This window comes from Oryzomicrobium sp. (assembly GCF_036820405.1).
In the GTDB taxonomy this organism is placed as follows: Bacteria; Pseudomonadota; Gammaproteobacteria; order Burkholderiales; family Rhodocyclaceae; genus Oryzomicrobium.
The window spans coordinates 174,365-200,506 of sequence record NZ_DAISLS010000011.1; the positions used below are offsets into that span (position 1 = coordinate 174,365).

The following is a 26,142-nucleotide window of genomic DNA, read 5'->3' on the forward strand; positions in this document are numbered from 1 at the left end:
GGCGGCCGAAGAATGTCAGAATGCGGGGGTTCCATTTGCCTGGTCCGCGCCAGGACGGCGCGGCGGCATGGGGACGGGGTCAGGGGACAGATTCGACAGTGGTCATGGAATCGGGATTTTTCGTCGTCGTCATCGGCGCGGTGGTGGCCGGCTTCGTGCAAGGGCTGTCGGGCTTCGCCTTCGGGCTGGTGGCCATGTCGTTCTGGGTCTGGGTGCTGGACCCCCGGCTGGCGGCGACGCTGGTGGTGTTCGGCTCCCTCGTCGGCCAGATATTGGCCGCCGTCACCGTGCGGCGCGGGTTCGACCTGACGCGCCTGTGGCCGTTCGTGCTGGGCGGGCTCGTGGGCATCCCCCTCGGGGTGGCCTTGCTGCCGCGCCTGGATGTGCTCTGGTTCAAGGTCGCCCTCGGGGCGCTGCTGGTGACCTGGAGCCCCGCGATGCTGGTGATCGGCCGCCTGCCCGGCATCAGCGCCGGTGGGCGCCTGGCCGACGGCGTGGTGGGGCTGGCGGGCGGCATCCTGGGCGGCCTGGGTGGGCTTTCCGGCACCTTGCCGACGCTGTGGTGCACCCTGCGCGGCTACGAAAAGGACGTGCAGCGGTCGATCATCCAGAACTTCAACCTGTCCGTGCTCCTGGTGACCATGGGCACCTACCTGGCCACCGGTGTCGTCACCCCCAGCATGGTGCCGCTCTTCGCCGTGGTGGCTGCCGTCGTGCTGGTGCCGACCCTGCTGGGCGCGCGGCTCTACGCCGGCATCAGCGAAGCCCTGTTCCGCCGCATCGTCCTGGGCCTGCTGGCCCTGTCCGGGGTGGTCCTGCTTGCCTCGTCGCTGCCGCAGCTGATGCAGCGCGGCTAGGGTAGCTAGGGAGGTGGCGGGCGGGATGGCCGGGGCCGGCTGGCCCGAACGGCGCCGATGGCGTAGACTCCGGCCTTCCGCTTCACCCGCCTTGCCCCTCTCACTCCGCAGATGCCCCTCGCTCCTGCCACCGACCTCCGGTACGCCCGCCGCGGCGTGACGGTCGGTGGGCGCCGGCTTTGCCGTCGGCCGCGCCAGTGGAGCCTCATCCCCGCACCTGCCTTCGCCGCTCCAGGGTCACCCGCAGTGCTTTCCAAGGCCGTGCGGGGCACCCACCAGGGCTGACCGGCCCGCTTTCTCCCCCCGCACGGCGCCTTGCCCAAGGCCGCGGCCGCTTTTGCGCGCACCGCCCCTTGTTCAACGTGCAGCCTGGGAGCGTCCGCCACGCCGGCGCCCCGATCCCGGATCGCCGCGGCCCTGGCCGCCACGGCACCCTTCCATCCGGACCCGCCCGATCCGCCCGACCCCTTCCGGGCTGCCCACCGCCACATCCCGCCCCGCGCCGCCCCTTGCTTTGGCCGGCGCACCGGGCTTACGGGGACCGCCATGGATCTCGCCAAAACCTTCGACATCACCAAGAACTTCGTCAAAGCCAAGCGCCCCTGCGCCGACGGCTTCCGCTGGTTCATCCGCCATCACCACGAGGGCAGCAACTACCAGGAACTGCTCGACGCCCTGGTCGCCGCCGGCCGGGTCAACGACGCCTGCTGGCTGCTCGACCAGTTCGGTCCCACCGACGGGGTGCTGGCGGTGGATAGCCTGGGGGCGGACGCCATCGTCTTCGCCGGCACCCTGGAGGTGCGCGGCAACATCGAGGCCGACACCCTGATCCGGGCCGGTCGTTCGATCGTCGCCGGCGGCAGCATCCGCGCCGGCACCGCCCTGGTGGCCGGCGAGGACGTGAAGGCCGGTGGCGGCCTGCGCTGCGACGGCGCGGCCCGGGTGGGCGGCGACCTGCGGGTGGAATGGGGCGTGGATTGCGCCGCCGACCTGGCCGTGGGCGGCGACCTGCGCGCCGCCTGGGATGTCCAGGTGGGGGGCGATCTGCGGGTGGACGGCAGCGCCCATGTGGGCCAGGACCTGGTGGTGGCCGGGCCGGTCTATTGCGGCAAGAGCCTGCGCGCCGGCGGCAGCATCGCCGGGGCCGACACGGTGCGCGCCGGCAGCGGCATCGTCGCCGGCGGCGACATCCGCGCCGCTCGGCACCTGGAAGCCGGCTGGGGCATCCGGGCCGGCGGCGACATGGCGGCCGAGGGGGCGATCCGGGCCGGCGAGAGCCTGCACGCCCAGGGCGAAATCCGCGCCGGCAGCGGCTTTGGCATCTTCGCCGGGCTGGACGTGGCGGTGGAATCCTGGGACGCCAGCGCCCGGGTCTGTGCCGTGGTCCGACCCGTGGCCCTGATGAGCGGCTGCTGGGCCGGCGCCTGCCCGGTCTGAGCGGAATGTCCGAAACGTACGGGATGCGCGGGATGAACTGGGGGCGGGCGATGGGACTGCCCGGCCCCGCCCGGACCCAGGTCCGGCGCCGCCGCTCGTCCCCGGAGCGCCGCCCCGCAACCCCCAAAACCGTTTTCCCCTGCCAGGAGCCGCCATGACTGCCTTGCCCGTGACCCTGTTTCCATCGCTCCCTTCCCTGCCGCTCCTGTCCATTGCCTGGCCCCCCTGGGCCTGTCTGGGCTGGAAACCCCTGGAGTTGCGCATCGACGTGCAGCCCAGCCCGGCCACCCTGGTGGCCGAACTCGACACCCTGCACCGCCGCCTGGGCACCCCGGGCGACCCCCTCCACGACTGCGCGACCCTGCCCGGCCCCGCCCCCGGGCTGGTGCTGCGCCACCGGGAAGCCGACGGCGAGCACTACGTCTATGTGCAGGACACCTGCAACGGCTGCCTGGCCGGCTACACCGTGTTCAACCGCCTGGTCGAAGTGGGCCGCCGCGCCGACCCCTACCTGCGCTCCCCCCACTCCAAATACGCCCCGGCCTACCAGCGCCGGGGACTATGCACCGCCGTCTACGAATGGGCCCTAGGCGAAGGCTTCTGCCTCGTCAGCGGCGCCCGCCAATCCCCCGGCGCCCACGCCCTGTGGCATGCCCTGGGGCGTCGCCACCCGCTGGGCTATGTGGACGTCTCCGCCAAGCCGCCGTGCTACCTGGGTCGGGTGGTGGAAGAGCCGGTACGCGATGCCTTGCACACCCGATTGCTGCTCCTTGGGGTGGGGTGGAGCGTTATCCAGTTGATTGAGGTGGCGGGGATGAGAGGGGGGGACTTCCCATCACCCTGATACTCTTTGTAGCCATGCCTGATACGTAGATGGTGCATCGGCCGACTGATTCTGGAGGTGCTCTTGAAACTCTTCGGTCATACCGAACATTTTCCACACGAGGGGCGCCAATCGTTTGGCGGGGCTGTTCGACTGCTCGGCATCACGCAGTAGCTGCAGGCTGCGTTCCTTGTATTCCGGAAGTACGTCGGATTTGTAATCAAGCGCTTTGCCCAGCCCGGAAAAATACATCAGCTTCGATACTTCTACCGTAGGCCAATGAAGTGCCATATTGAGGGGCCAGTCGAGCATGGTGCGCTCGCCCCACAAGCTGGACTTAGGCATATGTTCGTTAGCTAGCAGCGTCAGCGTGAAAGCCTGACCAAGGGCGGCCAGATATGCAGGCATGGCCTCGGTGCTCAGGTGCTGATAGAACGCGTCCAGTGCGTGTTCGCGTTTAAGGCCGATATGCGCTAATAAGCGCGCCTCCAGTGCAAGTACCATGGCACCGAGCTCTGTCTGCATCCCCTTGCTGCTTTCGCTGGCATGCTTAGTGCGCGTACTGCAATCCCAGAGGCTCAGGGAAATCTGCCACTGAGTGGCATCTCCTTCGCCGGAACTGCCAATTTCCCCGGTTACGAAGTACTTCATTTCAGGCGGCACAATATCGAAGAGGGCATTGCCATCAGTTTCGCCCCCCGAGACAACTGGGCCTCCTTCTTCAACGACCATGATGTAGCAGCTAGTCGCATAGTCGCTCCAGTAATGCGCTGCCTCGGCCAGATAGAGCGGAATAGCGCGGGTTAAGCGACCAAGATCGTCTTCACGCTGATATTCGGCACGTTCATTGCCGTCCATGAGTTTTGACAATGCAAAGAAGCCCACTCCTGGTGCGGTTTCTGGCTTTTGCGCGAAGAGCCAGTCAGCATTGCGCAGACCGTAGTGCCATATCGGTTGGTTCAGGGCGAGGGTGGTGACTTTCAGAGTGTCCGGATCGACTTGCGTGCTTTGTGCGGCTTGCTTGCGGATTTCTTGAAAGGCTTGTGCGAATTGGTCGAGGTGCTGCTTGAACGGTGCCAAGCCAAGTGCGTACATGCGATTGAGTAGAACCTCGCCTTCATCTGCCTTGCAGAGCTCCTGATAAGTGCGCAGCAGGTTGAGACCCGTTATCGGGTCGTGTTTGTGCTCATCGTATACAGGACCGACCAGTTCCAGAATCAGTGGAATTTGGCCATTTCTGCCCAAGTCACCGGAGATCATTGTTAGCGCGCTGCCGTCGTATAAGCCATCTGCCAGCACTTCACCATACAGAGCACGAGCCGTGTCGACCTCCCCGCGTTCTATATGGAGGCGCGCCAACCAAAGCTTCGCGCGCCAACTGCCCGGCAGCGCTGCTGCAGTACGTAAGGCATGCAGATAGCCGGCTTCGCCACTGCGCTCTCGCTGGATAGCGGCCCACCAGAGTAGACCGTTGTCCAGATTCGGGTCAGTTTGTACTGCTTGCCAGAGGGTTTCGTCCGCGTCGGCCTGATGGCCGCGTTCAGTAAATACCTTGGCCAGGTTGGTTAGCAGAGCACCGGTTTTGCCGACTTTCGTTATTCCCTCTCGCAACGTGTCTTCTGCTGCGTCTAAGAGACCGTTTTTCATGAGCACGATGCCGCGGATCGCGTAGCTGCGCGCGAGATCGTTGTCGATTTCCAGCAAGCGTTCAGACGCCGGCAGCAGGTCAGACGCAAAACCGTCGTTGAGGCCTGAGACGATCAGGCTATAGAGCTCGTCAGCTTCGTTCCACTTCTGTTGTAGGTTCGGCAGGAAAACTTTGTCACGCCACTCGGGGCGCGTGATTTTGATCTCGCGTCCATAGGCGTCGAAGACCGTAATCAACTCCTCGTTGGCGTCAATCGTGGGAGTAAAAGGCGCGATCTGAGATGAGGTTGTGGGTGCTTTTTTTGTGCCACGTAAAGCGGCGAGGATACGTTTAAGCATGGATTGTTCGTGAGGAGATGGCCACTTAAAGGATGTGAAGTGGCAAAAAGTACGTTGGGATTATGTCATTTGTGATGGATGCTACAGATGAATTCGGCAAAATCCGCGCCAGATCCTCGATCTCCAAAGCATGTTCCCTAAGAGCAAGTACTGGCGCGGACTTTCAAAATGACCACATGAAACCCCTTGCCCTGCCTAGGTTTCCGGGGCGCGCATTCTGGCAATGCCTAAACCCGAAACTGCTCCACCGTGCTGCGCAGTTGTGCCGCCACGGCATTCAGTTCTTCCGCCGCCGCCGCGCTTTGCTGGGCGTCGGTGGTGTTGCGTTCGGTCATGCCGGCGATCTTTTCCAGGCCCTGGGCGACGCTGGCGCTGGCGTTGCTCTGTTCCTGGATGGCGGCGGTGATGGTGGCGACTGCCGCGGTGACCTGGGCCGAGCCTTCACGGATGCGGTTGATGGCTGCGTCGGCGGCGGCGGCCAGCTCCACGCCGCCGGCCACCTGGTCTACCCCCTGGTTCATGCTCGCCACGGCGGCCCGCGTGCCGTTCTGGATGCGCTCGATCATGGCGCCGATTTCGTGGGTGGATTGGCTGGTGCGCTCGGCCAGTTTGCGCACCTCGTCGGCCACCACGGCGAAGCCCCGGCCCGCTTCCCCGGCCCGGGCGGCCTCGATGGCGGCGTTGAGGGCCAGCAGGTTGGTCTGGTCGGCGATCTCTTTGATGGTGTTGACGATGGCCGAGATGTCCTCCGATTCCCGGCCCAGCTGCTCCACCGTGCCGGAGGCCTGGCGCACCGTGTCGGCGATGCTGTTCATGGCTCCCACCGCCTGCTGGATGGTGGCCGAGCTTTCCTGGGAGACCTCGGCGGAGTGGCTGGAGATGGCGTGGGCCTCTTCGGCGTGCTCGACGATCAGGGCGATGCTGGCGCTCATTTCTTCCACGGCGGCGGCCATGGAGGTGGCGGCGTCGTTCTGCTCCTCCGAACTCTGGGCCACCCGGCCGGCGGAGGTGCGCAGCTGGCCGGCGTCGCTGGCCACCGCCCCGGCGGCCTGGTGCACTCCGGTGATGGTGCCGCCCAGGCGCTTGATCATGGCCGCCAGGGCGGCCATCAGGTCGCCGATCTCGTCCCGGCCGGCGGCTTCGACCCGGGCGGTGAAGTCGCCTTCGGCCACCCGGTTGGCCGCCCGTACCGCCGCTTCCAGGGGGCGGGCCACCCAGCGCCGGGCGGCGCTCCAGACGATCAGGAAGACCAGCGGCACGAACAGCAGGGCCACCAGCATCAGGCCCTGGCCGGTGCGGCGGCCTTCTTCGTTGAATTCGTTGAGGTAGCTGCCCGAGGCGATGGTCCAGCCCCAGGGGGCGTAGCGGTCGAAGGCCACCACTTTTTCCCGGGGATCGGCCTCGCCCGGGTTCTGCCACCAGTAGGTGATGACGCCGTCGCCCTGACGCAGCATGTCCTGGATGAAGGTCTTGCCGTCGCTGTCCCGTGCATCGTGCAGGTCGGTGCCTTCCTTGGCCGGGTGGATCGACAGCACGGCCCGGCCCCCGGCGGTGTCCACCGCGTAGGGGTAGCCGGTGTCGCCGATGCGGATCGCCAGCACCTTTTTCTTCAGCGCCACCAGGCCGTCTGTGAAGTCCAGCCCGACGAAGAAGGCGCCGATCACCTGGCCGGCGGCATCCTTGATCGGGATGTAGTGGGTCATGAAATCCCGCCCCAGCATCTTGGCCTTGCCGGTGTAGGTTTGGCCCTTGAGCAGGCTCGGCACCGCCGGGTGGCTGGCGCCCAGGGGCACGTCCGAGGCGCGCTGGCCCTTTTCGTCGGCGATCGAGGTGGAGGTGCGCAGGAAGTCGTCGCCGCGCCGGGTGAGCACCGTGGCCGGGGTGCCGGCCACGGCGGTGAAGCGGTCGGGGATGGCGGTGTCCCGGGCGGTGATCGGGGTGCGGCCGTGATGCAGGACGCCGTCGCCGTCCACGGAGAAGGCTTCCGGGTAGTGGCTGGCGAACACCCGGCCGAGCCGTTCCACCGTCTGGGTCAGGCCGCCGTTGTAGGCGTCGATCATGTCGATCACCGTGCGGTTGGTGGCCTTGAGGGATTCCAGGGCCCGGGCTTCGAGCTTGGCGCTGAGGAACTGGGACAGGCCGTAGGCGGCGGCCAGCAGCAGCACGGTGAGGCTGGCCGCCAGGATCAGGCTGAGTTTGGCGGCAACGGAAGCGCGCCTCGGACGGGGCGCGCCGGCACGGGGCGTGCCGGGGCTGCCGCCCTGGGGCGGCGGGGGCAATGCGGTCATGGGCGTCTCCTCCCGGGTGGCCGTGTTCGGCCAGTGTTTTGTATGGATGGCGATGTCATCGCCCTGCTGGGCTTATGCCAGGTTTTGCAAGACAGCGTTTTGATCTGTCGCAAGATGGGGGCGATGAGGGGGGTAAATCCCGGGTAAAAACCGTGCGGCGATCCGCACGGCCGGTGCGGTTGTGCGGAAATCCGCACGCGGTTTGCGGAATTCCGCCCGTCGCCGGGCGTCAAAATCCTGTGGTCCGGGCATTGCAGGAAAACGGAAATGCTTATGAAACAATCCTCTGTGCCTCTTCTATAAGACCTGGCACGGGCCGTGCAATGAACCTCCCCGTCGAGCCGACCCGGACGTGAACCGGGCGCCTTATCCCGACATTGCTGACAACGCCAAAGGAGGATTTCCATGCGCAAACACGCCAAGCTCACGATTGCCGCCGCCCTCGCCATCGCCCTGCCGGCCGCCGGCCTGTCCGCTTCCGCCGCCCATGCCGAAGACGTGGTGCGCCTGGGCAACCTCAAGTTCGCCCACTACGGCGCCGTCTCCTACATGAAGGAGGTGTGCGGCAAGTACGGCGTCAAGATCGAGGAGCGCATGTTCCCCAAGGGCCCGGACATCATGCCGGCCATCGTCGCCGGTGAGATCGACATCGCCGCCCTGGCCTCGGACGGCGCCATCTCCGGCCGCGCCAACGGCGTGCCCATCTACACCGTGGCCGGCTTCGCCAAGGGCGGCGCCCGCATCGTGGCCGGCGCCGACACCGGCATCAAGACCGTCAAGGACCTCAAGGGCCGCAAGGTGGGCGTGACCCGCGGCGGCGCCCAGGAACTGCTGCTGCTGGCCGAGCTGGAAAAGAACGGCCTGACCTGGTCCGACAAGCCGGGCAAGGACGTGCAGATCGTCTACCTGGCCTTCGCCGACCTGAACCAGGCCCTGGCCGCCAAGCAGATCGACGCCATGTGCCAGTCCGAGCCCCAGTCGTCGCAAGCCATCAACAAGAAGTTCGGCGTCGAGGTGGTCAAGCCCTACGACACCGCCATGGGCGAGCCGTACCGCCTGCTGGTCATGTCCGAGAAGCTCTACAACGACAAGAAGGACGTGGCCCAGCGCGTCATGAAGTGCTTCGTCGAGTCCACCGCCACCTTCAACAAGGACATGAACCTGGCCGAGAAGTACGTGCGCGAGCAGATGTTCAAGGGCCAGATCTCGCCCCAGGACTTCAAGGACGCCATGGATAACGCCGCCTACACCTACGACGTGTCCCTGGAGCACATCGACACCACCACCGGCTTCATGCAGAAGTACGGCGTGGGCCGCATGAGCAAGCCGCCCAAGGCGTCCGAGTGGGTCAAGCTGGACCTGCTGCAAAAGGCCAAGGCCGACCTCAAGGTCAAGTAAGGAGCGGCACCCCATGAAGCGTTTCAAGACGATCCTCCACGGCCTGATCGTGCCGGTGATCCTGCTCGTGATCTGGGAAGCCTGCGCCCGGGCCGGGCTGGTCTCGGAGGTGGTGCTGCCGGCCCCGTCGGCGGTGGCCCTCAAGTGGTGGCAGTCCCTGCTGCCGGCCCAGCCCTTCGACCCGGCCGCCGGCACCTACCTGGCCTGGGCGTTCTCCGGCGAACTGCTGCACGACGCCTACGCCAGCATGTTCCGGGTGCTGGTGGGCTTTGCCATCGGCGCCGGCCTGGCCCTGCCGGCGGGGCTGTTGATGGGCGCCAATCCGCGCATCTACGACCTGTTCAATCCCCTGGTCCAGGTGCTGCGCCCGATCCCGCCGATCGCCTACATCCCCCTGGCGATCCTGTGGTTCGGCCTGGGCAACCCGCCGTCGTTCTTCCTCATCTCCCTGGGCGCCTTCTTCCCGGTGCTGATGAACACCATCGCCGGGGTGCGCCACGTGGACGGCATCTACCTGCGCGCCGCCCGCAACCTGGGGGTCAAGCCCCTCACCATGTTCACCCGGGTGATCCTGCCGGCGGCCACCCCCTACATTCTCACCGGCATGCGCATCGGCATCGGCACCGCCTTCATCGTGGTGATCGTCTCCGAGATGATCGCGGTGAACGACGGCCTGGGCTTCCGCATCCTGGAGGCGCGCGAGTTCATGTGGTCCGACAAGATCATCGCCGGGATGATCACCATCGGCCTGCTCGGCCTGGCCCTCGACGTGGCCATGAACACGCTCAACAACTACCTGCTGCGCTGGCACCGCGGCCTGGAACACTGATCGGCCGAGGAGAGAGAACCATGTCCAGCCAAATCATCGTCACCGGGGTGAACAAGGTGTTCCGCACCCCGGAAAAGGACGTCGTCGCCCTCAAGGACATCAACATCACCATCGAGCCGGGCCAGTTCGTCTGCCTGCTCGGCCCCTCGGGTTGCGGCAAGTCCACCCTGCTCAACGCTGTGGCCGGCTTCTCCCTGCCGAGCAGCGGCACCATCACCGCCAGCGGCGTGCCCGTCACCGGCCCGGGGCCGGAGCGGGGCATGGTGTTCCAGGAGTACGCCCTGTTCCCCTGGATGACCGTGGCCCAGAACATCGCCTTCGGCCTGGAAGTGAAAGGCCTGGGCAAGGCCGAGATCGCCGCCAAGGTGGACAGCCTGCTCGATACCCTGAGCCTCAAGGACTTCCGCAACCGCTACCCCAAGGACCTGTCCGGCGGCATGCGCCAGCGGGTGGCCATCGCCCGGGTGCTGGCCCTGGATTCGCCGATCATGCTCATGGACGAGCCCTTCGGCGCCCTGGACGCCCTGACCCGGCGCAACCTGCAAGATGAACTGCTGCGCATCTGGAAAGCGTTCGGCAAGACCATCCTGTTCGTCACCCACTCGATCGAGGAATCGATCTACCTGGCCGACCGCATCGTGGTCATGACCTACCGTCCCGGCACCATCAAGCGCGACCAGTGGGTGGACATCCCCCGTCCCCGGGACCCGGCCGATCCGGCCTTCAACGAGTTGAAGCGCGAGCTGGGCCGCCTGGTGATGGAAGAGCAGCAGCGCCACGCCGCCGACGAGCTGAAGCTGGCGGCGGTGGACTGACGGGCGTCGGGGCGCCGGGGCCGGGGGGCGGTAAAATCGCCGCTTCACGGCCTGGCTCCGGCCCGGCTCCACTGCTTCGCGTTCCGGCGCTCCGGCCCCCCGATTTCCGTCCGTCCCCTTGAATCCCCGTTTCCGACTACCCCCTTTCCTCCCCGCCCGCGGCGTCGCGGCGGGGAGGCATTTTTTCCCCAGCGGCAGCGCCCTGGCCGGCCTGCTCGCCCTGGCCGCCTGCCTGGCCGTGGGCCTGGGCAGCTACCGTCTGCTGGCGGTCTGGCAGCTCGACCAGCTGGCCCACACCAACGCCCAGCGCCTGGGCGCCTACGCCGTCAGCCTGGAAAACGCCCTGGCCCGGCACGAAACCCTGCCCTTCGTCCTGTCCCAGGACCACCGCCTCCACGAACTCCTCGACCATCCCGCCGACCCGGCCCGGGTCGATACGGTCAACCGCTACCTGGAACTGGTCCAGGGCCGCGCCGGGGTCACCGCCGCCTATCTGATCGACGCCGCCGGCCTGACCCTGGCGGCCAGCAACTGGGCCACGCCCCAGAGCTTTCTCGGCCAGCACTACACCTTCCGCCCTTACTTCCGTGAAGCCATGGAAGGTCGCCCCGGCCGCTTCTACGGCGTCGGCGCCACCACCGGCGACCCGGGCTACTTCATCTCGGCGCCGGTCCAGGAGGCGGGCACGATCCGCGGCGTGGTGGTGGTCAAGGTCAGCCTGTCCGCCTTCGAGGCCGCCTGGCGCGAGAGCGGCGACGCCCTCAACCTGGCCGATGCCCACGGCGTGCTGTTCCTCGCCAGTCTGCCGGACTGGCGCTACCGCTCCCTGGCCCCCCTGGGGGCGGCGGTGGAGGCCGAGCTGCGCGAAACCCGCCAGTACGGCCCTTATCCCCTGCTGCCGGTGAAGGCCAGCGAGGCCCTGAGCTTCGACAGCCCGGCCCGGCCGATCACCCTGTGGGACAACGCCGGCGGCCGCCGCGACGCCCTGATGCAGACCCTGCCGGTGGGCCCCCTGGGCTGGCGGCTGGTGCTCTTTTCCGACCTGGCCGGAGCCTACGGCCTGGCGGCCGCCCGGGCCACCGCCCTGGGCTTTGCCACCGCCTTCCTGCTCGCTCTGGGCTTCTTCGCCTGGCAGCGCCACTCGCGCTTGCAGGAGCGGCGCGCCGCCCGGGCCGAGTTGGCCCGGGCCCACGCCGAGCTGGAGGCCAAGGTGGCCGAGCGCACCGCCCTGCTCACCGCCACCAACGTCCGCCTCGAAGAGCAGCTCGACGCTCAGGCCGAGGCCGAGCGCATCCTGCGCGCCACCCAGGACCGGGCGCTCCAGGCCGGCCGCCTGGCGGCCTTGGGGCAGATGGCGGCCGGCATCACCCACGAACTGAACCAGCCCCTGGCCGCCCTCAACACCCTGTCCGACAACGCCGTGGCCTTCTTGCAGCGGGGCAAGCCCGAGGGGGCGGTGGAGAACCTGCGCCTGATCAGCCAGCTGGCCGGGCGCATGGGGCGCATCGTCGGCGAGCTGAAGGCCTTCGCCCGGCGCGGCCAGGACGAACTGGTGCCGGTGTCGGTGCGCGAGGCCCTGGACCACGCCCTGTTCATCGTCGAACTGCGCCGCCGTGAGCTGGACGCGGCCATCACCCTGGCCGTGCCCGACCCCGCCCCCCGGGTGCAGGCCGACCCGGTGCGCCTGGAGCAGGTGCTGGTGAACCTGCTGCGCAACGGCCTGGACGCCCTGGCCGACCTGCCCGCCGAGGGCGAAGGGGAGGGAGCCGCTCCCCGCACCCCGCGCCGCCTGGCGGTGACCGTGGCCCGGGTACCCGCCTATCGGGACGTGGCCGAGGAGGGCGCGCCGGGCCAGGCGCCCGCCAGCCTGGTGCGCATCGCCATCGCCGACCAGGGGCCGGGCATTCCCGCCGAGGTGCTGCCCCGCCTGTTCGAGCCCTTCTTCACCACCAAGCCCGCCGGTGAAGGGCTGGGCCTGGGCCTGTCGATTTCCCTGACCATCGCCGAGAGCTTCGGCGGCACCCTGGCGGCGCGCAACCGCCCCGAGGGCGGCGCCGAATTCATTCTGGAGCTGCCCGCCGCATGAGCGCCGTTTCCCTGCCCCCGCCATCCGCCGATACCGCCCTTGCGGTTTTCCTGGTCGAGGACGACCCGGTGGTGCGCCACGGCTGCGAGCAGGCCCTGGCCCTGGCCGACCTGCCGGTGCAGGGCTTCGCCGACGCCGAGGCGGCCCTCGCCGCCCTGGTGACCGCCCCCTCGGCCTACGGCGTCGGGGTGGTGGTTACCGACGTGCGCCTGCCCGGCCGCGACGGCCTGTCCCTGATGGCCGAGCTGCGCCAGCGCGACCCGGACCTGCCGGTGATCCTGATTACCGGCCACGGCGACGTGGCCATGGCGGTGGAGGCGATGCGCCAGGGGGCCTACGACTTCATCGAAAAACCCTTTCCTTCGGACCGGCTGGTGGAATCGGCCCGCCGCGCCCTGGATCGGCGCGCCCTGATCCTGGAGAACCGCCGCCTCAAGGAGCGCCTGGCGGACCAGGACAACCACCCCCTGGCCGGGCTGATCGGCCAGTCCCCGGCCATGCAGCAGGTGCGCCGGCTGGTGGAGGCGGTGGCTCCCACCGGGGTCGACGTGCTGATCAACGGCGAGACCGGTGCCGGCAAGGAGGTGGTGGCCCGGGCCCTGCACGCCGCCAGCGGGCGCAAGGGGCCCTTCGTGGCCCTCAACTGCGGCGCCCTGCCCGAATCGGTGTTCGAGAGCGAGATCTTCGGCCACGAGGCCGGCGCCTTCACCGGGGCGGGCAAGCGCCGCATCGGCAAGATCGAACACGCCAGCGGCGGCACCCTGTTCCTCGACGAAATCGAATCCATGCCCCTGGCGCTTCAGGTCAAGCTGCTGCGGGTGTTGCAGGAGCGGGTGGTGGAGCGCCTGGGGGGCAATACCCTGTTTCCGGTGGATTGCCGGGTGGTGGCCGCGTCCAAGGCCGACCTGGAGGCCGAGAGCGCGGCCGGGCGCTTCCGCGCCGACCTCTACTACCGGCTCAACGTGGTGACCATCGACCTACCGCCCCTGCGCGAGCGGCGCGAGGACATCCCCCTGCTGATGGCCCACTTCTGCCGCCAGGCGGCCCAGCGCTACGGCCGCCCGGTGCCCGATCCCGACCCGGAGCTGGTGGCCCGTTGGCAGGCCTACGACTGGCCGGGCAACGTGCGCCAGTTGAAGAACATCGCCGACCGGCTGGCCCTGGGGCTGGCGGCCTTGCTGCCCCCGGCCGCACCCCGGGAGGCGGCGCCGGGCGGCGTTATGGATGGCATGGGCGGCATGGGCGACGCTGCGGACTCGCCGGCGGCCGCCGATCTGGGGCTGGCGGCGCGCATGGACGCGGTGGAAAAGCGCTGCATCGAGGCCGCCCTGCGCCAATGCGGCGGTCAGGTGTCCCGGGCTGCCGAACGCTTGCAGTTGCCGAAGAAGACCCTCTACGACAAACTCCACCGCCACGGCATCGATCCGGAGCGCTTCCGCGCCGGGCCGGCCGCCTAGCTGCACATAACCACTACAAGCGCCGCCGCGGCGGCGCATCCCCAGCAGAAGCAAAGGAGTCCCCATGGGCCATCCCCACGACCCGGCCGCCCTGTCGGCATTGCTGCCGGCCGGCCTCGACCTGTCCGCCGCCCCGCCCGAGGGGCGGGCGGTGCTCTCCACCATCCTGGCGCGGCGCAGCGTGCGCGGCTTCCTCCCCGACCCGGTGCCCCGGGAAACGGTGGAGGCCATCCTGGCGGTGGCCAGCCGGGCGCCGAGCGGCTCCAACATCCAGCCGTGGAAGGTGCACGTCTGCGCCGGTCCGGTGCGCGACGCCATCTGCGCCGACGTGCTCGCCGCCCACGACGCCGAGGCGGGCGATCCGGCGGCAGGCGAGCAGTACCGGGACGAATACCGCTACTACCCGGAAAAGTGGCGCGACCCCTACCTGGCGCGGCGCCGCGACCTGGGTTGGGCCCTCTACGGCGCCGTGGGCATCGCCCGGGGCGAAAACGACAAGATGCACCGCCAGCGCGGCCGCAACTTCAGCTTCTTCGGCGCCCCGGTGGGCCTGGTATTCACCCTGGACCGGGACTTGTCGGTGGGCAGCTGGATCGACCTGGGCATGTTCATGCAGAACGCCATGATCGCCGCCCGCGCCTACGGCCTGGAAACCTGCCCTCAGCAGGCCTTCGCCCGTTACCACCGCATCCTGCGCCAGCACCTGGCGATCCCCGACGACCAGATCGTGGTGTGCGCCATGGCCCTGGGCCACCCGGACCCGGACGAACCGGCCAACCGCCTGGTGAGCACCCGGGAGCCGGTGGCCGCCTTCGGGAGTTTTCATGGATTCTAAGGTTCGCTTCACCCCGGAACTGGCCGCCCAGGTGGCCGGACCCGACGCCCCCGCCACTTCTGCCGCCCAGCCTCGTCCCGCCCGGGACGTGCCCCGCCGTCTGACCCACACCCGGGAAGTGGTGTGCCGCGGCTACGAGCGGGAGGATGGCCTGTGGGAGATCGAGGGCAGCCTGCTCGACACCAAGACCTACCCCTTCCACACCGTGCACCGGGGCCACATTCCCGCCGGCGAGGGCATCCACCGCATGACCCTATGCCTGACGGTGGACAACGACCTGCTCATCCGCGACGCCCGGGCCCTCACCGAGCAGAGCCCCTACCGGGTATGCAGCGAGGTCAATGCCGCCTACGACGCCCTGGTGGGCCTGCGCATCGGCCCGGGCTTCACCCGCCGGGTGAAGGAAATGTTCGCGGGGGTGAAGGGCTGCACCCACCTCACCGAACTGCTCGGCCCGGTGGCCACCACCGCCTTCCAGACCATCTGGCCGTTGCTGGCCGAACGCCGCGAGGCGGCGGGGCAGGGCATGTCCGGCGAGGAAAAGCCGCCCCTGGTGGACGGCTGCCACGCCCTGAGCCGCGACGGCGAAATCGTCGCCATGCGCTGGCCGGCGGAGGTGCGGGCGCGCTGGTGAGATTGGCACGAGGGGGCGCCTGCTTCCCGCCCGGTTAACGAACGAAGGCCTCCATCTGGAGGCCTTCGTTCGTTTGGGGGAAGCGTCGTTACGCGGCGATGCGGAAGCGCTCCACGTCGCGCTTGAGCTGGGCCGCCAGGGCGTCCAGCTCCTGGGCGGTGTCGGCCACGGCGCCCATGGCGGCGTTGTTCTCCTCGATCATCTGCACGATGTTCTCGACCCGGCCGGCGATTTCCTGGCTGGCGGCGGCCTGTTCCTTGAGGGCGGTGGACACGTCGTCGATCACGTCCACCACTTTGCCGGTGCCGTCGTTGATGCCATGGATGGCGTCGCCGGCCTGGCCGGCCATGGCGCGGCCCTCGCCGACCCGGTCCACCGACACGTCCATCTGGTTGGCCATGGCCTTGGAACCCTGCTGGATGGTAGTGATCATCTCGGTGATTTCCAGGGCCGACTGGCGGGTGGTCTCGGCCAGCTTGCGCACTTCGTCGGCCACCACGGCGAAACCGCGGCCGGCCTCGCCGGCCCGGGCCGCCTCGATGGCGGCATTAAGGGCCAGCAGGTTGGTCTGGTCGGCCACGTCCTTGATCACCTGGGTGATGCCGGAGATGCGCTCGGACGAGGCGCCCAGGTCGGCGGCGGTGCCGGCGGCCTGCTGGATGCTGTCGGCGATGCGGCCGATGTCGTCCATCATGCGGTGGATGGTGTCGGCACCGTCCCGGGCCTGGCGGCCGGAGTCGCTGGAAATCTGCTGGGCGTCGCGGCTCAGGTCGGCCACATGGTTGATGCTGGTGCTCATTTCTTCCAGGGCGGCGGCCATGGAGGCGGTGGCTTCGGACTGTTGCTCCGAGCCGCGCTTGACCTGGTGCGAGGCGGACGACAGGGTGCCGGCGGCATCGGAAAGCTGGCCGGACTGGCGCTTCAGGTCGCGCAGCAGGCCGGACAGTTCGCCCACCATGGTGGCGGTGGCCCGTTGCAGGCGGGAGATTTCGTCCCGATGGGTGGGGTGGGTACGCAGGCTGACGGTGAGGTCGCCCGCTGCCACCCGCTCCAGGGCGGCCACGGTCTCGTCCAGGGGGCCGCGGATGCTACGGCCGATCAGCCAGGAGACGGTGACCCCCAGGGCGATGGCCAGGGCCGCCATCACCATCACCATCTGGCGGCCCCGGGCGTTGGCCGCTTCGACCTCCTGGGCGCTGGCGTCGATGGTCCGGCGCTGCATCTCGGTGAGGGCCTGGACCTTCTCCAGGAAGCGCGCCGAGCCGGGCATGAAGGTTTCTTGCAGGATGCGCTCGGCTTCTTCCATGCGGCCTTCCTTCTTGGCCTTCATGATGGCGTCCCGGGACGTCAGGTACACCTTGCGGGCCTCGCCCACCTCGGCGAACAGGGCTTTTTCGGCGTCGCTGGCGAGCAGGGCCTCGATGGCCTTCTGGAATTCGCTGGACTGCTTGGTGGACTGGGCGGCGGCCTCGGCGAAGAACTGGGCCAGGGCCGGGTCGCTGCTCTTGGCGATGGCGGTGGTGCGGGCCACTCCGGCGGTGATGTTGCGGTTCCAGTCGCTGGTCAGGCGTTCCTTTTGCAAGGGGGCCTCCATCATTACCCGGGTCGATTCGGCCACCTTGTGCAACTCCCACAGGCCGAGGCCGTTGGTTATCAGGAAGAGGGCGAGGACGGCGGCGAAGCCGAGGCCGAGGCGCTGGCCGATGGGGGCCGAGGCAAACATTGTCATGTTGTTATATGGCGGGGAATGGGGAAGCGGCAGTTTGCCACCGCCGCGTTACAGCTGTCAGTACCGCCGTGGGCCGGCGCCCCGGCGGGCGGTGCGGGGCCACGTATAATCCGCCCCATGCGCAATCCGATCCGCCCCCTGCCCGACCTCCTCATCAGCCAGATCGCCGCCGGCGAGGTGGTCGAACGTCCCGCCTCGGTGTTGAAGGAACTGCTGGAAAACGCCCTGGACGCGGGCAGTACCGCCCTGCGCATCGACCTGGAAGAGGGCGGCGTGGCCCTGATCCGGGTCACCGACGACGGCGGCGGCATCCCCAAGGACGAGCTGCACCTGGCCCTGACCCGCCACGCCACCAGCAAGATCGCCAACCTGCTCGACCTGGAACGGGTCGCCACCCTGGGTTTTCGCGGCGAGGCCCTGGCCTCGGTGGCGGCGGTGTCGCGGCTGACCCTCACCTCCCGGGAGCGGGGTGCTCCCCACGCCTGGAAGCTGACCGACGCGGCGGGCGAGCCCGAGCCGGCGGCGCTCCTGGCCGGCACCGTGGTGGAGATGCGCGACCTCTACTACAACACCCCGGCGCGGCGGAAATTCCTCAAGGCCGCCGCCACCGAGGCCGCCCACTGCCTGGAGGCGGTTAAGCGCGTTGCCCTGTCCCACGCCGACGTGGCCTTCACCGTCACCCGGGACGGCCGGGAAGTCCTGCGTCTGGCCCGGGCCGAGCCCAAGCAGCGCATCGCCGACCTGCTCGGCGCTTCCTTCCTCACCGAGTCGGTAGAAGTGGACGCCGATGCCGGCGCCCTGCGCGTCACCGGCCTGGCCCTGCGCCCCACCGCCGTGGACGGGGCCAAGGAGGTCCAGTACTGCTTCGTGAACGGCCGCTACGTGCGCGACAAGCTGTTGCAGCACGCCCTGCGCGAGGCCTACCGGGACATCCTGCACGGCAGCCGCCAGCCCTCCTGGTGCGTCTTCCTCGACATTGACCCGGCGGCGGTGGATGTGAACGTGCACCCGGCCAAGACCGAGGTGCGCTTCCGCGACAGCCGGGCGGTGCACCAATTCGTCTTCCACGCCCTGCGCCAGGCCCTGGCCACCCCCATCGCCCAGGCCGCCGTGCACGCCGCCGCCCAGGGCGGCGCGGCCTATGCGCCCCGGCCCCCCGTGACTCCGGCGGTGCCTGCCGCTCCGGCACCGCAACAGGGCGCCCTGGGCATCCGGGAGCCGGCGGCTCCCGCCTATGCGCCCCGCCCCGCCGGTGCCGTGGGGAAAGCCTCGGGCCAGCCTTCGGGCCAACTCCCGCGCCAGGACTGGGCCTCCCGGCCGACCCCGGCGCAAGCCGCGTCCTACCTGGCCTTCGTCCATGCCGCCCAGGAAACCCGCGTGGATATTGGCGCTTCGGGCTTGTCCACCGAGGCGCTCTACGTCAGTGCGGAGGAACAGCCGGCGGTGCCGTCCCAGGCGGACGTCCCGTCCGCCCCTGCCGTCGCTGGCGTGGATGGTGCGGTTGCAGCGGCCCAGGCCGCACCTCCCGTTCGCTCCGCTGCCGACGACAACGCCCCGCCGCCCCTGGGTTACGCCCTGGCCCAGCTCCAGGACATGTTCATCCTGGCCCAGAACGCCCAGGGCCTGGTCATCGTCGACCAGCACGCCGCCCACGAGCGGGTGCTCTACGAAGAACTGAAGGCCGCCTTCGATGGTCGCCAGGTGGCCTCCCAGCCCCTGCTGATTCCCGTGGTGGTGCGCGCCGACCCCCTGCTGGTGGCGGCCGCCGAGGAACACCAGGAGGAACTGGCCGGCTTCGGCTTCGAGCTGTCCGCCGCCGGCCCCGGCGAGGTGGCGGTGCGCGCCGTGCCGGTGCTGCTTGGCCGGGCCAACCCGGCGGAACTGGTGCGGGCGGTGCTCGACGCCCTCGGCCAGGCTGGCGACCATGGCGCTGGCCGGGAGCTGGAAGCCTGGCGCAACGAGCTGCTCGCCACCTGCGCCTGCCACGGTGCGGTGCGCGGCCGCCGGCCGATGACCGTGCCGGAGATGAATGCCCTGCTGCGCCGCATGGAGGCCACCGAGCGGGCCGGCAGTTGCAACCACGGCCGGCCCACCTGGGTCCAGCTCACCACCGAGCAGGTGGGCGCCTTCTTCCTGCACGGCCGCTGAACCATGGCGCCGCACACCGCGTCCCCGGCTGCCGGGCCGGAGGCCCTGCCGCCCGCCATCCTGCTGATGGGCCCCACTGCCAGCGGCAAGACCGGCCTGGCCCTGCACCTGGCCGAGCGTCTGCCGGTGGAGCTGATTAGCGTCGACTCGGCCCTGGTCTTCCGCGACATGGACATCGGCACCGCCAAGCCGGACGCCGACACCCTGGCCCGCTTCCCCCACGCCCTGGTGGACGTGATCAGCCCGGAGGAGGCCTATTCCGCCGCCCGCTTCCGCAGCGACGCCCTGGCCGAGATGGCCGCCGTCACCGCCCGAGGCAAGGTGCCCCTGCTGGTGGGGGGCACCATGCTCTACTACAAGGCGTTGCTCGAAGGGCTGTCGGACCTGCCCCAGGCCGACCCGGCCCTGCGCGCCGCCATCGATGCCGAGGCTGCCGCCCACGGCTGGCCGGCGCTGCACGCCGAGCTGGCGCGCTTCGATCCGGAAACGGCGGCGCGCCTCGCCCCCAACGACTCCCAGCGCTTGCAGCGGGCCATCGAGATCCTGCGCCTCACCGGCCGGCCCATGTCGGCCCTGTTGGCCGAACAGACTGCCGATCCGCCGCCCTATCGCATCCTGTCCCTGGCCCTGCTGCCCTCTGACCGGGGCGTGCTGCACCAGCACATCGCCGAGCGCTTCGCCCAGATGCTCGACGCCGGGCTAGTGGGGGAGGTGGAGGGTCTGCGCGCCCGCTACGCCCTGCACCCGGACCTGCCGTCGATGCGCTGCGTCGGCTACCGTCAGACCTGGGACATGCTCGACGGCCGCATCCCCCCGGGCGAACTGCGCGACCGGGGCATCTTCGCCACCCGCCAGTTGGCCAAGCGCCAGATCACCTGGCTGACCAACACCCTGGCCAACGAGGCCTTCGACTGCCTGCGCCCCGATCTGGCGGCGGCGGCCGAGGCCCGGGTGCGCGCCGCCATCGGCGCCTGACCGGAGGCAGGGGCAGGGGGGGCAGGGGGGGCACGAGCAGGCGAGGGGGCCGGTTCCGGCACGTACGCACCGTCACAGGGCGGCGGGGCGGATCGGGTAAAATGCCCCCCTTTGCCGCCGGTTTCGCTCCGTTTTCCGGTTCTCTCCGGCCTTTTTCGGCTTTTCCCTCCTTCCGCGACGCGCCTCCATGGAATTCCTCGCCGCCTTCGTCGACATCATCCTGCACCTGGACAAGCACCTGGCTGTGCTGGTGCAGCAGTACGGTCCCTGGATCTACGCCATCCTGTTCTTCATCGTCTTCGCCGAGACGGGGTTGGTGGTGTTCCCCTTCCTGCCCGGGGATTCCCTGCTCTTCGTCGCCGGGGCCCTGGCCGCCGTGGGCGGCATGGACGCGCCGACCCTGATGGTGTCCCTGACCCTGGCCGCCATCCTCGGCAACAGCGCCAACTACGCCATCGGCCGCTGGCTCGGCCCCAAGGTGTTTGCCCGGGGTGGCCGCTTCCTCAACGCCGAGAACCTGGCCAAGACCCACGCCTTCTACGAACGCCACGGCGGCAAGGCCGTGGTGCTGTCGCGCTTTTTGCCCCTGTTCCGCACCTTCGTGCCCTTCGTCGCCGGGGTGAGCAACATGAACGCGGCCCGCTTCACCCTGTTCAACGTGGTCGGCGCCTTGGGCTGGGTGGTGTCCCTGACCCTGGTCGGTTACTTGTTCGGCAACCTGCCCCTGGTTAAGAACAACCTGTCCGTGGTGATCGTAGCGATCGTCCTGGTGTCGTTCCTGCCCGCCGGCCTGGAATACCTGCGCCAGCGGCGCGCCCGCAGCGCCTGAAGCGGGGCCCGCCGCTGCGGTATGATGCCGCATGGCTGGCGCCTCCTTCTCCCCTCCGCGACGCCGTGGCTTGATGGCGCTGGGGAGCGTTTTGCTCCTCGCCGCGGGGATGGGGGCCTGCGCCACCCGGCAACTGCCGGACGGCCGGCGCGAAACCACCTTCGATCCATCCCAGCTGGCCAAGGGCGACATCGACCGGGTGGTGGAAATGCACCGGGCCGAAGTGGTCGCCAGCCTGCGCCGCCTGACCGACAAGCTCTACCGGCGCAACCCCCGGGAGTGGCGCAAGGGCAGCCAGCCCAGCCTGGAGGCGGCGGTGGTACTGGTCTTCGACCTGCCGGCGGCGCGCCAGGCCCTGGGCGGCCGGCGCGAGCGGGAGGCGGCCCTGCTGGCCTTCCGCGAGGACTATACCGGCGACCGGGTGCTGGCCCTGATGGGCGGGCTGATGGACATGGTGGACGGGGCCTTCGAGCACAAGGAATCCTTCTACCTGCTCGATTCCCTGGACGCCCAGAAGCTCTACAACTGCGCCCGCAACGTGGAAGTGGCGGCCTGGAAGCTCAACACCGCCCGGGACGCGGGCGGCGAGCCCCTGCTCCACGCCAACGTGGATGGGCCGGTGCGCAACCTGTCGTTCGAGCGCGAGGTGGGGCGGGTGGTGGGGCTGCTCGACACCCTGTCCCGGATCGTCGCCGACAAGAACGGCCGCTCCGTCACCCGGGTGACCCAGACCCTGGCTTCCGCCGTGTTCCTGCCGGTCAAGTTCTGATCCGGGGCCGCCGATTGACCGCTCCTGCTCTTTTTGCCTTTTCTCAACCTTTCCGCCATTCCTTCTCTTTGCCATGTCCGCCCCCGCTTCTTCCCCCGACCGTTCCAAGCTCGCCGTCGTCGTTCTCATTTCCGGCCGGGGCAGCAACATGGAGGCCATCCTCGCCGCCAGCGACGCCCCCGACTATCCGGCCCGGGTGGTGGGGGTGGTGTCCAACCGGCCCGACGCCGCCGGCCTGGCCACGGCCCAGGCCCGGGGCATCCCGGTCCGGGTGGTGAACCACAAGGACTTTCCCGCCGGCGAGGCCGGCCGGGCGCCCTTCGACGCCGCCCTGGCCGAGGCGGTGGACAGCTTTTCCCCCGGCCTGGTGGTGCTGGCCGGCTTCATGCGCATCCTCACCCCGGGCTTCGTGACCCGCTACGAGGGGCGGCTGGTGAACATCCACCCGTCGCTGCTGCCGTCCTTCCCCGGGCTGCACACCCATCGCCGCGCCCTGGACGAAGGGGTGCGGGTGCACGGCTGCACGGTGCATTTCGTCACCGCCCAGCTCGACCACGGGCCGATCATCCTCCAGGCCGCCGTGCCGGTGCTGGACGGCGACAGCGAAGCCACCCTGTCCGCCCGGGTGCTAGCCGAGGAGCACCGCATCTACCCCCGCGCCGTGGCCTGGTTCGCCCAGGACCGCCTGCGGGTGGAGGCGGGGCGGGTCCGGGTGGCCGGTAGCCCGACTACCGCCGTGGCCGCCTTCCATTCCCCCGGCGGGGCCTGAGCCCCGCCCTGCCGTTCGCGGCCGTCCATGCCCATCGCCCTGCTCATCGCCCTGGCAGCGTCCCTGGGGTTGCACACGGCGGTGCTGTTCGGCCCGGACCTGGAAGCCCTGGAATTGCCCGGCCTGCACGATGAATCCCCCCAGGCGCCGCCGCTGCGCGCCGAGTTGATGCCCCCGACGCCGGCGGCCGCACCGCCAGCCGCCGCCCGGGCGCCGGCCCGGCCGCGCCGTGGGGGCCGGCCCGCCCACGGCGCCAACCCACCCGTCCGCCCGGCGCCCCTGGCGGCCGTCGCCGGGGACGAGGCGCTGCATGTCCAGGCGCCTGGGGGGGCAGCCGAGGCCGGCTCTGCCACTGCGGGCGGCGACTCCGGCGACACGGCGGCGGCACTGGATGCGCTCCATGCCGTGGCCGCCGCCAGCCTGCCCGACCAGGTGCGGATCCGCTACGCCGTGTTCCGCGGCGAGCCGGGGTTCGAGCTGGGCAGAACCGAACTGAACTGGGAAAGCCCGCCTCCGCCGGCGGAGGCTGCCGCGCCGCGCCGCTACCGGGCCTGGATGAGCACCGAGACCGCCGGCCTGGCGGCCCTGATCAAGCCGGTCCGGGTCACCCAGGAGAGCCAGGGGGACGTGACCCCCGAGGGCCTCAAGCCGCGCCATTTCTTCACCGCCCGGGACGGCCGGCGCCAGGACTGGGCCGACTTCGACTGGGGCGGCGACGCCCTGGCCGGCATCCCGGACGGCGACACGGCCCAGGTCAGCTACGCCAAGGGCGACGCCGCCGTGGCCCGGGGCGCCCAGGACTTTCTCAGCCTGTTTTTCCAGTTCGCCTGGCTGCCCGGCTTTCCGCTGATGCCCTCGTACACCCTGACGGTGGCCACCGGCAAGAAGATCTCGGAGCAGCTGATCGTGGTGCAGGGCGAGGAAACCGTGGAGCTTCCCGCCGGCACTTTCCGTACACTCCACGTCAAGACCGAGGACAGCGAACCCATCGAACTGTGGCTCGCCCTCGACTACCACGCCCTGCCGGTGAAGATGCGCTACACCGACCGGCGCGGCGACCGCTACGACCAACTGGCGGTGGATATCCGGAGCGGCGACGCCACTCCGGCACCACCGTCGTCCGCCTCACCGCCCGCCGTCCCCAACGGGGCGGCCCCGACCACTCCAGACGCCCAGCCATGAACCGACCGACCCGCAAATCGAACCCCAGCAAGACCGGCAACGCCGCCCGCCGCCAGGGCGCCCGCGCCGCCGGCGAGGCCCGCTCCAGCCGCCCCACCAGCCGCAATGCGGCGGCCCTGCAGGTGGACGGCGCCCGCCTGCCCGTCGCCCTGATGTCCCACACCGCCATGGTGCTGGGCGAGGTGCTGACCTTCGCCTATCCGGCCGACGCGGTGCTGTCCCGCTACTTCCGCGAGAACCGGGCCCTGGGTCATGCCGACCGGGGTTTCATCGCCGAGACCGTGTTCCTGGTGCTGCGCCGCCTGCGCAGCCTCCAGGCGGCCTGTCTGGCCGACGGGAGCGGCGCCACGCCGCGCCGCCTGATCCTGGCCGCCCTGCTGCGCTACCGGGGCATGAGCACCCGGGAGCTGGCCGAGGCCCTGGGCAACGGCCTTTCCAAGTCCGAGGCGGAGTGGCTGCCGACCCTGAAAGCGTCCCGGGACGCGGACCTGCCCGCGGCGGTGCGCCGTGAGTGGCCGGACTGGCTCGACGCCCGCCTGGACGCCCAGTTCGGCACCGCCGAAGCCGACGCCCTGGCCACCGCCCTGCATCGGGCCGCTCCCCTGGACCTGCGGGTGAACACCCTCAAGGCCGAGCGCGACGCCGTGCTGGAGCGGCTGCGCGCCGATGGCATCGCCGCCGAGCCCACCCCCTATTCGCCCCTGGGCATCCGCCTGGCCGACAAGCCGGCGCTGCAACGCCATCCCCTGTTCCTGGACGGCAGCATCGAGGTCCAGGACGAGGGCAGCCAACTGCTCGGCTTCCTGGTGGCCCCCAAGCGCGGCGAGATGGTGATGGACCTGTGCGCCGGGGCCGGCGGCAAGACTCTGATGCTCGGTGCCCAGATGAAATCCCTGGGCCGCCTCTACGCCTGCGACGTGTCGGAAAAGCGCCTGGCCAACCTCAAGCCGCGCCTGGCCCGTTCCGGCCTGTCCAACGTCCATCCGATCCGCATCGACAACGAGCGGGACGTGAAGCTGTCGCGCCTGGCCGGCAAGCTCGACCGGGTGCTGGTGGACGCCCCCTGCTCGGGCCTGGGCACTCTGCGCCGCAACCCGGACCTGAAGTGGCGCCAGCAGGAGGGCGACGTGGCCGAGCTGGCAGCCAAGCAGGGCGCCATCCTGGCCGCCGCGGCCAAGCTGGTGAAGCCGGGCGGCCGCCTGGTGTACGCCACTTGCAGCCTGCTCGACGCCGAGAACGGCGCCGTGGCCGACGCCTTCCTGGCGGCCCACCCGGACTTCGCTCCGGTGTCGGCGGCCGAGGTGCTGGCGCGCCAGGGCATCGCCGTGCCCGAGGCCGGCGAGCGCCTCGCCCTGCTGCCCCAGCGCCATGGCAGCGACGGTTTCTTCGCCGCCGTGTTCGCCCGGGCGGAGGCCGTCAAGGCCGAGGCCGCGCCCGCAGTCGCTGCCGATACCGCTACCGAAACTCCCGAGTAAGGAGCGCGCCGCCCATGAATCCGGACCTGCTTCCGGGCCTCCTGCGCGAGGTCTTCCGCGACATCCAGGAACCCACCGTGCTGTGGCAGCTGGCGGTGGTGGTGTCGTCCCTGTTTGTCGGCTGGATGGTGCGCCACCACTACCGGCGCTTCCTGAGCAAGGGCAGTACGGTGCGCTGGGAGAGCCTGCGTTCGGTGGCCACCCGGGTAGCCATGCCGGCCACGGCCTACCTGCTGGTGGCAGCCTCGGCTTTCTTCCTCAAGGCCGTGATGCACGTCAGCCTGCTCAACCTGGTGTCGGCCCTGCTGCTCGCCGCGGTGGTAGTGCGCCTGACCATCTACGTACTGCGCCAGGCCTTCGATCAGTCCAACGCCCTGGCGCCCTGGGAGCGGTTGATCGCCACCTGCGTGTGGGTGGGGGTGGCCCTGCACATCACTGGCCTTTTGCCCGGCGTGATCGACGGGCTGGAGTCGGTGAGCTTCGCCCTGGGCAAGCAGCGCTTCAACCTGTGGGACATCCTGCACAGCACCTTCACCATCGGCATGGCCCTGATCCTGGGCATGTGGGCCGGCAACCTGGTGGAGCTGCGCCTGGCCCGGGCCGAGAAGCTCGATTCCAGCGTGCGGGTGGTGATGTCCCGCTTCCTCCAGGCCCTGATCCTGGTGGTGACGGTGCTGGCGGCGATTTCCATGGTGGGGGTGGACCTGACCACCTTCTCCATCTTCGGCGGCGCCCTGGGCGTGGGCCTGGGCTTTTCGCTGCAACGCATCGCCAGCAACTACCTGTCGGGCTTCGTCATCCTCATGGACCGCTCGATCCGC

21 protein-coding genes are annotated in these 26,142 nt (G+C 69.6%); 18 read left to right on the forward strand and 3 right to left on the reverse strand.

Annotated elements, in window-relative coordinates; all coding sequences use genetic code 11:
- Nucleotides 1–104 precede the first annotated feature (104 nt).
- The 3 genes from V7Z98_RS12490 (at nucleotide 105) to V7Z98_RS12500 (ending at nucleotide 3,138) form a co-directional block, all read left to right on the forward strand.
- Complete coding sequence (locus V7Z98_RS12490; protein ID WP_334158340.1) at nucleotides 105–857, forward strand: sulfite exporter TauE/SafE family protein; 753 nt, start codon at nucleotides 105–107, stop codon at nucleotides 855–857.
- 546 nt (nucleotides 858–1,403) lie between these two features.
- Nucleotides 1,404–2,294: a hypothetical protein gene (locus tag V7Z98_RS12495; protein WP_334158341.1), complete on the forward strand. Its 891-nt coding sequence runs from the start codon at nucleotides 1,404–1,406 to the stop codon at nucleotides 2,292–2,294.
- Between the two features lie 154 nt (nucleotides 2,295–2,448).
- The gene (locus V7Z98_RS12500) at nucleotides 2,449–3,138 is read left to right on the forward strand and encodes a hypothetical protein (protein WP_334158343.1); all 690 of its coding nucleotides are present in this window, start codon (nucleotides 2,449–2,451) and stop codon (nucleotides 3,136–3,138) included.
- On the opposite strand, the gene V7Z98_RS12505 is transcribed toward V7Z98_RS12500, so the two are convergent.
- Both V7Z98_RS12505 and V7Z98_RS12510 read right to left on the reverse strand, forming a co-directional pair.
- A complete protein-coding gene (locus V7Z98_RS12505; protein WP_334158345.1) occupies nucleotides 3,130–5,103 on the reverse strand; it encodes a tetratricopeptide repeat protein in 1,974 nt (657 codons plus the stop codon). The two genes, V7Z98_RS12500 and V7Z98_RS12505, sit on opposite strands and share 9 nt — an antisense overlap.
- Before the next feature lie 227 nt (nucleotides 5,104–5,330).
- Nucleotides 5,331–7,391 carry a methyl-accepting chemotaxis protein gene (locus V7Z98_RS12510; protein WP_334158346.1) on the reverse strand — a complete coding sequence of 687 codons (2,061 nt, stop codon included), beginning with the start codon at nucleotides 7,389–7,391 and terminating at the stop codon, nucleotides 5,331–5,333.
- A gap of 405 nt (nucleotides 7,392–7,796) precedes the next feature.
- On the opposite strand from V7Z98_RS12510, the gene V7Z98_RS12515 reads away from it, so the two are divergent.
- From V7Z98_RS12515 to V7Z98_RS12545, 7 genes are all read left to right on the forward strand, one after another.
- On the forward strand, nucleotides 7,797–8,789 hold the full coding sequence (locus V7Z98_RS12515; RefSeq protein WP_293264246.1) for an ABC transporter substrate-binding protein: 993 nt from the start codon (nucleotides 7,797–7,799) through the stop codon (nucleotides 8,787–8,789).
- Nucleotides 8,790–8,802: 13 nt separating this feature from the next.
- Complete coding sequence (locus V7Z98_RS12520) at nucleotides 8,803–9,618, forward strand: ABC transporter permease (protein WP_293264244.1); 816 nt, start codon at nucleotides 8,803–8,805, stop codon at nucleotides 9,616–9,618.
- 20 nt (nucleotides 9,619–9,638) lie between these two features.
- Nucleotides 9,639–10,433, forward strand: coding sequence for an ABC transporter ATP-binding protein (locus tag V7Z98_RS12525; protein ID WP_293264242.1), 795 nt, complete (start codon nucleotides 9,639–9,641; stop codon nucleotides 10,431–10,433).
- 118 nt (nucleotides 10,434–10,551) lie between these two features.
- Nucleotides 10,552–12,519 (forward strand): sensor histidine kinase, encoded by a 1,968-nt coding sequence (locus tag V7Z98_RS12530; protein WP_334158348.1) that lies wholly within the window; start codon nucleotides 10,552–10,554, stop codon nucleotides 12,517–12,519.
- The gene (locus V7Z98_RS12535) at nucleotides 12,516–13,976 is read left to right on the forward strand and encodes a sigma-54-dependent transcriptional regulator (RefSeq protein ID WP_334158349.1); all 1,461 of its coding nucleotides are present in this window, start codon (nucleotides 12,516–12,518) and stop codon (nucleotides 13,974–13,976) included. Before V7Z98_RS12530 ends, V7Z98_RS12535 begins: the two co-directional genes overlap by 4 nt.
- 64 nt (nucleotides 13,977–14,040) lie before the next feature.
- Complete coding sequence (locus tag V7Z98_RS12540) at nucleotides 14,041–14,811, forward strand: nitroreductase (RefSeq protein WP_293264236.1); 771 nt, start codon at nucleotides 14,041–14,043, stop codon at nucleotides 14,809–14,811.
- Nucleotides 14,801–15,445, forward strand: coding sequence for a DUF2889 domain-containing protein (locus V7Z98_RS12545; protein WP_334158350.1), 645 nt, complete (start codon nucleotides 14,801–14,803; stop codon nucleotides 15,443–15,445). Before V7Z98_RS12540 ends, V7Z98_RS12545 begins: the two co-directional genes overlap by 11 nt.
- A gap of 88 nt (nucleotides 15,446–15,533) precedes the next feature.
- Here the strand turns inward: V7Z98_RS12545 and V7Z98_RS12550 are convergent, their stop codons facing one another.
- Nucleotides 15,534–17,174, reverse strand: coding sequence for a methyl-accepting chemotaxis protein (locus tag V7Z98_RS12550; RefSeq protein WP_334158351.1), 1,641 nt, complete (start codon nucleotides 17,172–17,174; stop codon nucleotides 15,534–15,536).
- 117 nt (nucleotides 17,175–17,291) lie between these two features.
- On the opposite strand from V7Z98_RS12550, the gene mutL reads away from it, so the two are divergent.
- From mutL to V7Z98_RS12590, 8 genes are all read left to right on the forward strand, one after another.
- Complete coding sequence (gene mutL, locus V7Z98_RS12555) at nucleotides 17,292–19,322, forward strand: DNA mismatch repair endonuclease MutL (protein ID WP_334158352.1); 2,031 nt, start codon at nucleotides 17,292–17,294, stop codon at nucleotides 19,320–19,322.
- A 3-nt stretch (nucleotides 19,323–19,325) separates the two neighbouring features.
- Nucleotides 19,326–20,297 carry a tRNA (adenosine(37)-N6)-dimethylallyltransferase MiaA gene (gene miaA, locus V7Z98_RS12560; protein WP_334158353.1) on the forward strand — a complete coding sequence of 324 codons (972 nt, stop codon included), beginning with the start codon at nucleotides 19,326–19,328 and terminating at the stop codon, nucleotides 20,295–20,297.
- Nucleotides 20,298–20,484: 187 nt separating this feature from the next.
- Nucleotides 20,485–21,126, forward strand: a complete 642-nt coding sequence (locus V7Z98_RS12565) for a DedA family protein (RefSeq protein ID WP_334158355.1) — start codon at nucleotides 20,485–20,487, stop codon at nucleotides 21,124–21,126.
- 91 nt (nucleotides 21,127–21,217) lie between these two features.
- Nucleotides 21,218–21,895 (forward strand): hypothetical protein, encoded by a 678-nt coding sequence (locus V7Z98_RS12570; RefSeq protein WP_334158356.1) that lies wholly within the window; start codon nucleotides 21,218–21,220, stop codon nucleotides 21,893–21,895.
- Nucleotides 21,896–21,968: 73 nt separating this feature from the next.
- Nucleotides 21,969–22,664 carry a phosphoribosylglycinamide formyltransferase gene (gene purN, locus V7Z98_RS12575; protein ID WP_334158358.1) on the forward strand — a complete coding sequence of 232 codons (696 nt, stop codon included), beginning with the start codon at nucleotides 21,969–21,971 and terminating at the stop codon, nucleotides 22,662–22,664.
- Nucleotides 22,665–22,691: 27 nt separating this feature from the next.
- Nucleotides 22,692–23,846, forward strand: a complete 1,155-nt coding sequence (locus tag V7Z98_RS12580; protein WP_334158360.1) for a DUF3108 domain-containing protein — start codon at nucleotides 22,692–22,694, stop codon at nucleotides 23,844–23,846.
- Between the two features lie 152 nt (nucleotides 23,847–23,998).
- Nucleotides 23,999–25,321 carry an RsmB/NOP family class I SAM-dependent RNA methyltransferase gene (locus V7Z98_RS12585; RefSeq protein ID WP_334158363.1) on the forward strand — a complete coding sequence of 441 codons (1,323 nt, stop codon included), beginning with the start codon at nucleotides 23,999–24,001 and terminating at the stop codon, nucleotides 25,319–25,321.
- 14 nt (nucleotides 25,322–25,335) lie between these two features.
- Nucleotides 25,336–26,142, forward strand: an 807-nt coding sequence (locus V7Z98_RS12590; protein ID WP_442951842.1) for a mechanosensitive ion channel family protein, incomplete at its 3' end; no start/stop codon positions are given.

Excerpts from the sequence above, each read along its gene's own strand:
- V7Z98_RS12540 (WP_293264236.1), top strand. The coding sequence starts at position 14,041 with ATGGGCCATCCCCACGACCCGGCCGCCCTGTCGGCATTGCTGCCGGCC.
- purN (WP_334158358.1), top strand. The coding sequence starts at position 21,969 with ATGTCCGCCCCCGCTTCTTCCCCCGACCGTTCCAAGCTCGCCGTCGTC.
- V7Z98_RS12580 (WP_334158360.1), top strand. The coding sequence starts at position 22,692 with ATGCCCATCGCCCTGCTCATCGCCCTGGCAGCGTCCCTGGGGTTGCAC.
- V7Z98_RS12510 (WP_334158346.1), bottom strand. The coding sequence starts at position 7,391 with ATGACCGCATTGCCCCCGCCGCCCCAGGGCGGCAGCCCCGGCACGCCC.
- V7Z98_RS12515 (WP_293264246.1), top strand. The coding sequence starts at position 7,797 with ATGCGCAAACACGCCAAGCTCACGATTGCCGCCGCCCTCGCCATCGCC.
- V7Z98_RS12525 (WP_293264242.1), top strand. The coding sequence starts at position 9,639 with ATGTCCAGCCAAATCATCGTCACCGGGGTGAACAAGGTGTTCCGCACC.
- V7Z98_RS12490 (WP_334158340.1), top strand. The coding sequence starts at position 105 with ATGGAATCGGGATTTTTCGTCGTCGTCATCGGCGCGGTGGTGGCCGGC.
- V7Z98_RS12545 (WP_334158350.1), top strand. The coding sequence starts at position 14,801 with ATGGATTCTAAGGTTCGCTTCACCCCGGAACTGGCCGCCCAGGTGGCC.
- V7Z98_RS12535 (WP_334158349.1), top strand. The coding sequence starts at position 12,516 with ATGAGCGCCGTTTCCCTGCCCCCGCCATCCGCCGATACCGCCCTTGCG.
- V7Z98_RS12565 (WP_334158355.1), top strand. The coding sequence starts at position 20,485 with ATGGAATTCCTCGCCGCCTTCGTCGACATCATCCTGCACCTGGACAAG.
- miaA (WP_334158353.1), top strand. The coding sequence starts at position 19,326 with ATGGCGCCGCACACCGCGTCCCCGGCTGCCGGGCCGGAGGCCCTGCCG.
- V7Z98_RS12495 (WP_334158341.1), top strand. The coding sequence starts at position 1,404 with ATGGATCTCGCCAAAACCTTCGACATCACCAAGAACTTCGTCAAAGCC.
- V7Z98_RS12550 (WP_334158351.1), bottom strand. The coding sequence starts at position 17,174 with ATGACAATGTTTGCCTCGGCCCCCATCGGCCAGCGCCTCGGCCTCGGC.
- V7Z98_RS12500 (WP_334158343.1), top strand. The coding sequence starts at position 2,449 with ATGACTGCCTTGCCCGTGACCCTGTTTCCATCGCTCCCTTCCCTGCCG.
- V7Z98_RS12585 (WP_334158363.1), top strand. The coding sequence starts at position 23,999 with ATGTCCCACACCGCCATGGTGCTGGGCGAGGTGCTGACCTTCGCCTAT.
- V7Z98_RS12505 (WP_334158345.1), bottom strand. The coding sequence starts at position 5,103 with ATGCTTAAACGTATCCTCGCCGCTTTACGTGGCACAAAAAAAGCACCC.
- V7Z98_RS12520 (WP_293264244.1), top strand. The coding sequence starts at position 8,803 with ATGAAGCGTTTCAAGACGATCCTCCACGGCCTGATCGTGCCGGTGATC.
- mutL (WP_334158352.1), top strand. The coding sequence starts at position 17,292 with ATGCGCAATCCGATCCGCCCCCTGCCCGACCTCCTCATCAGCCAGATC.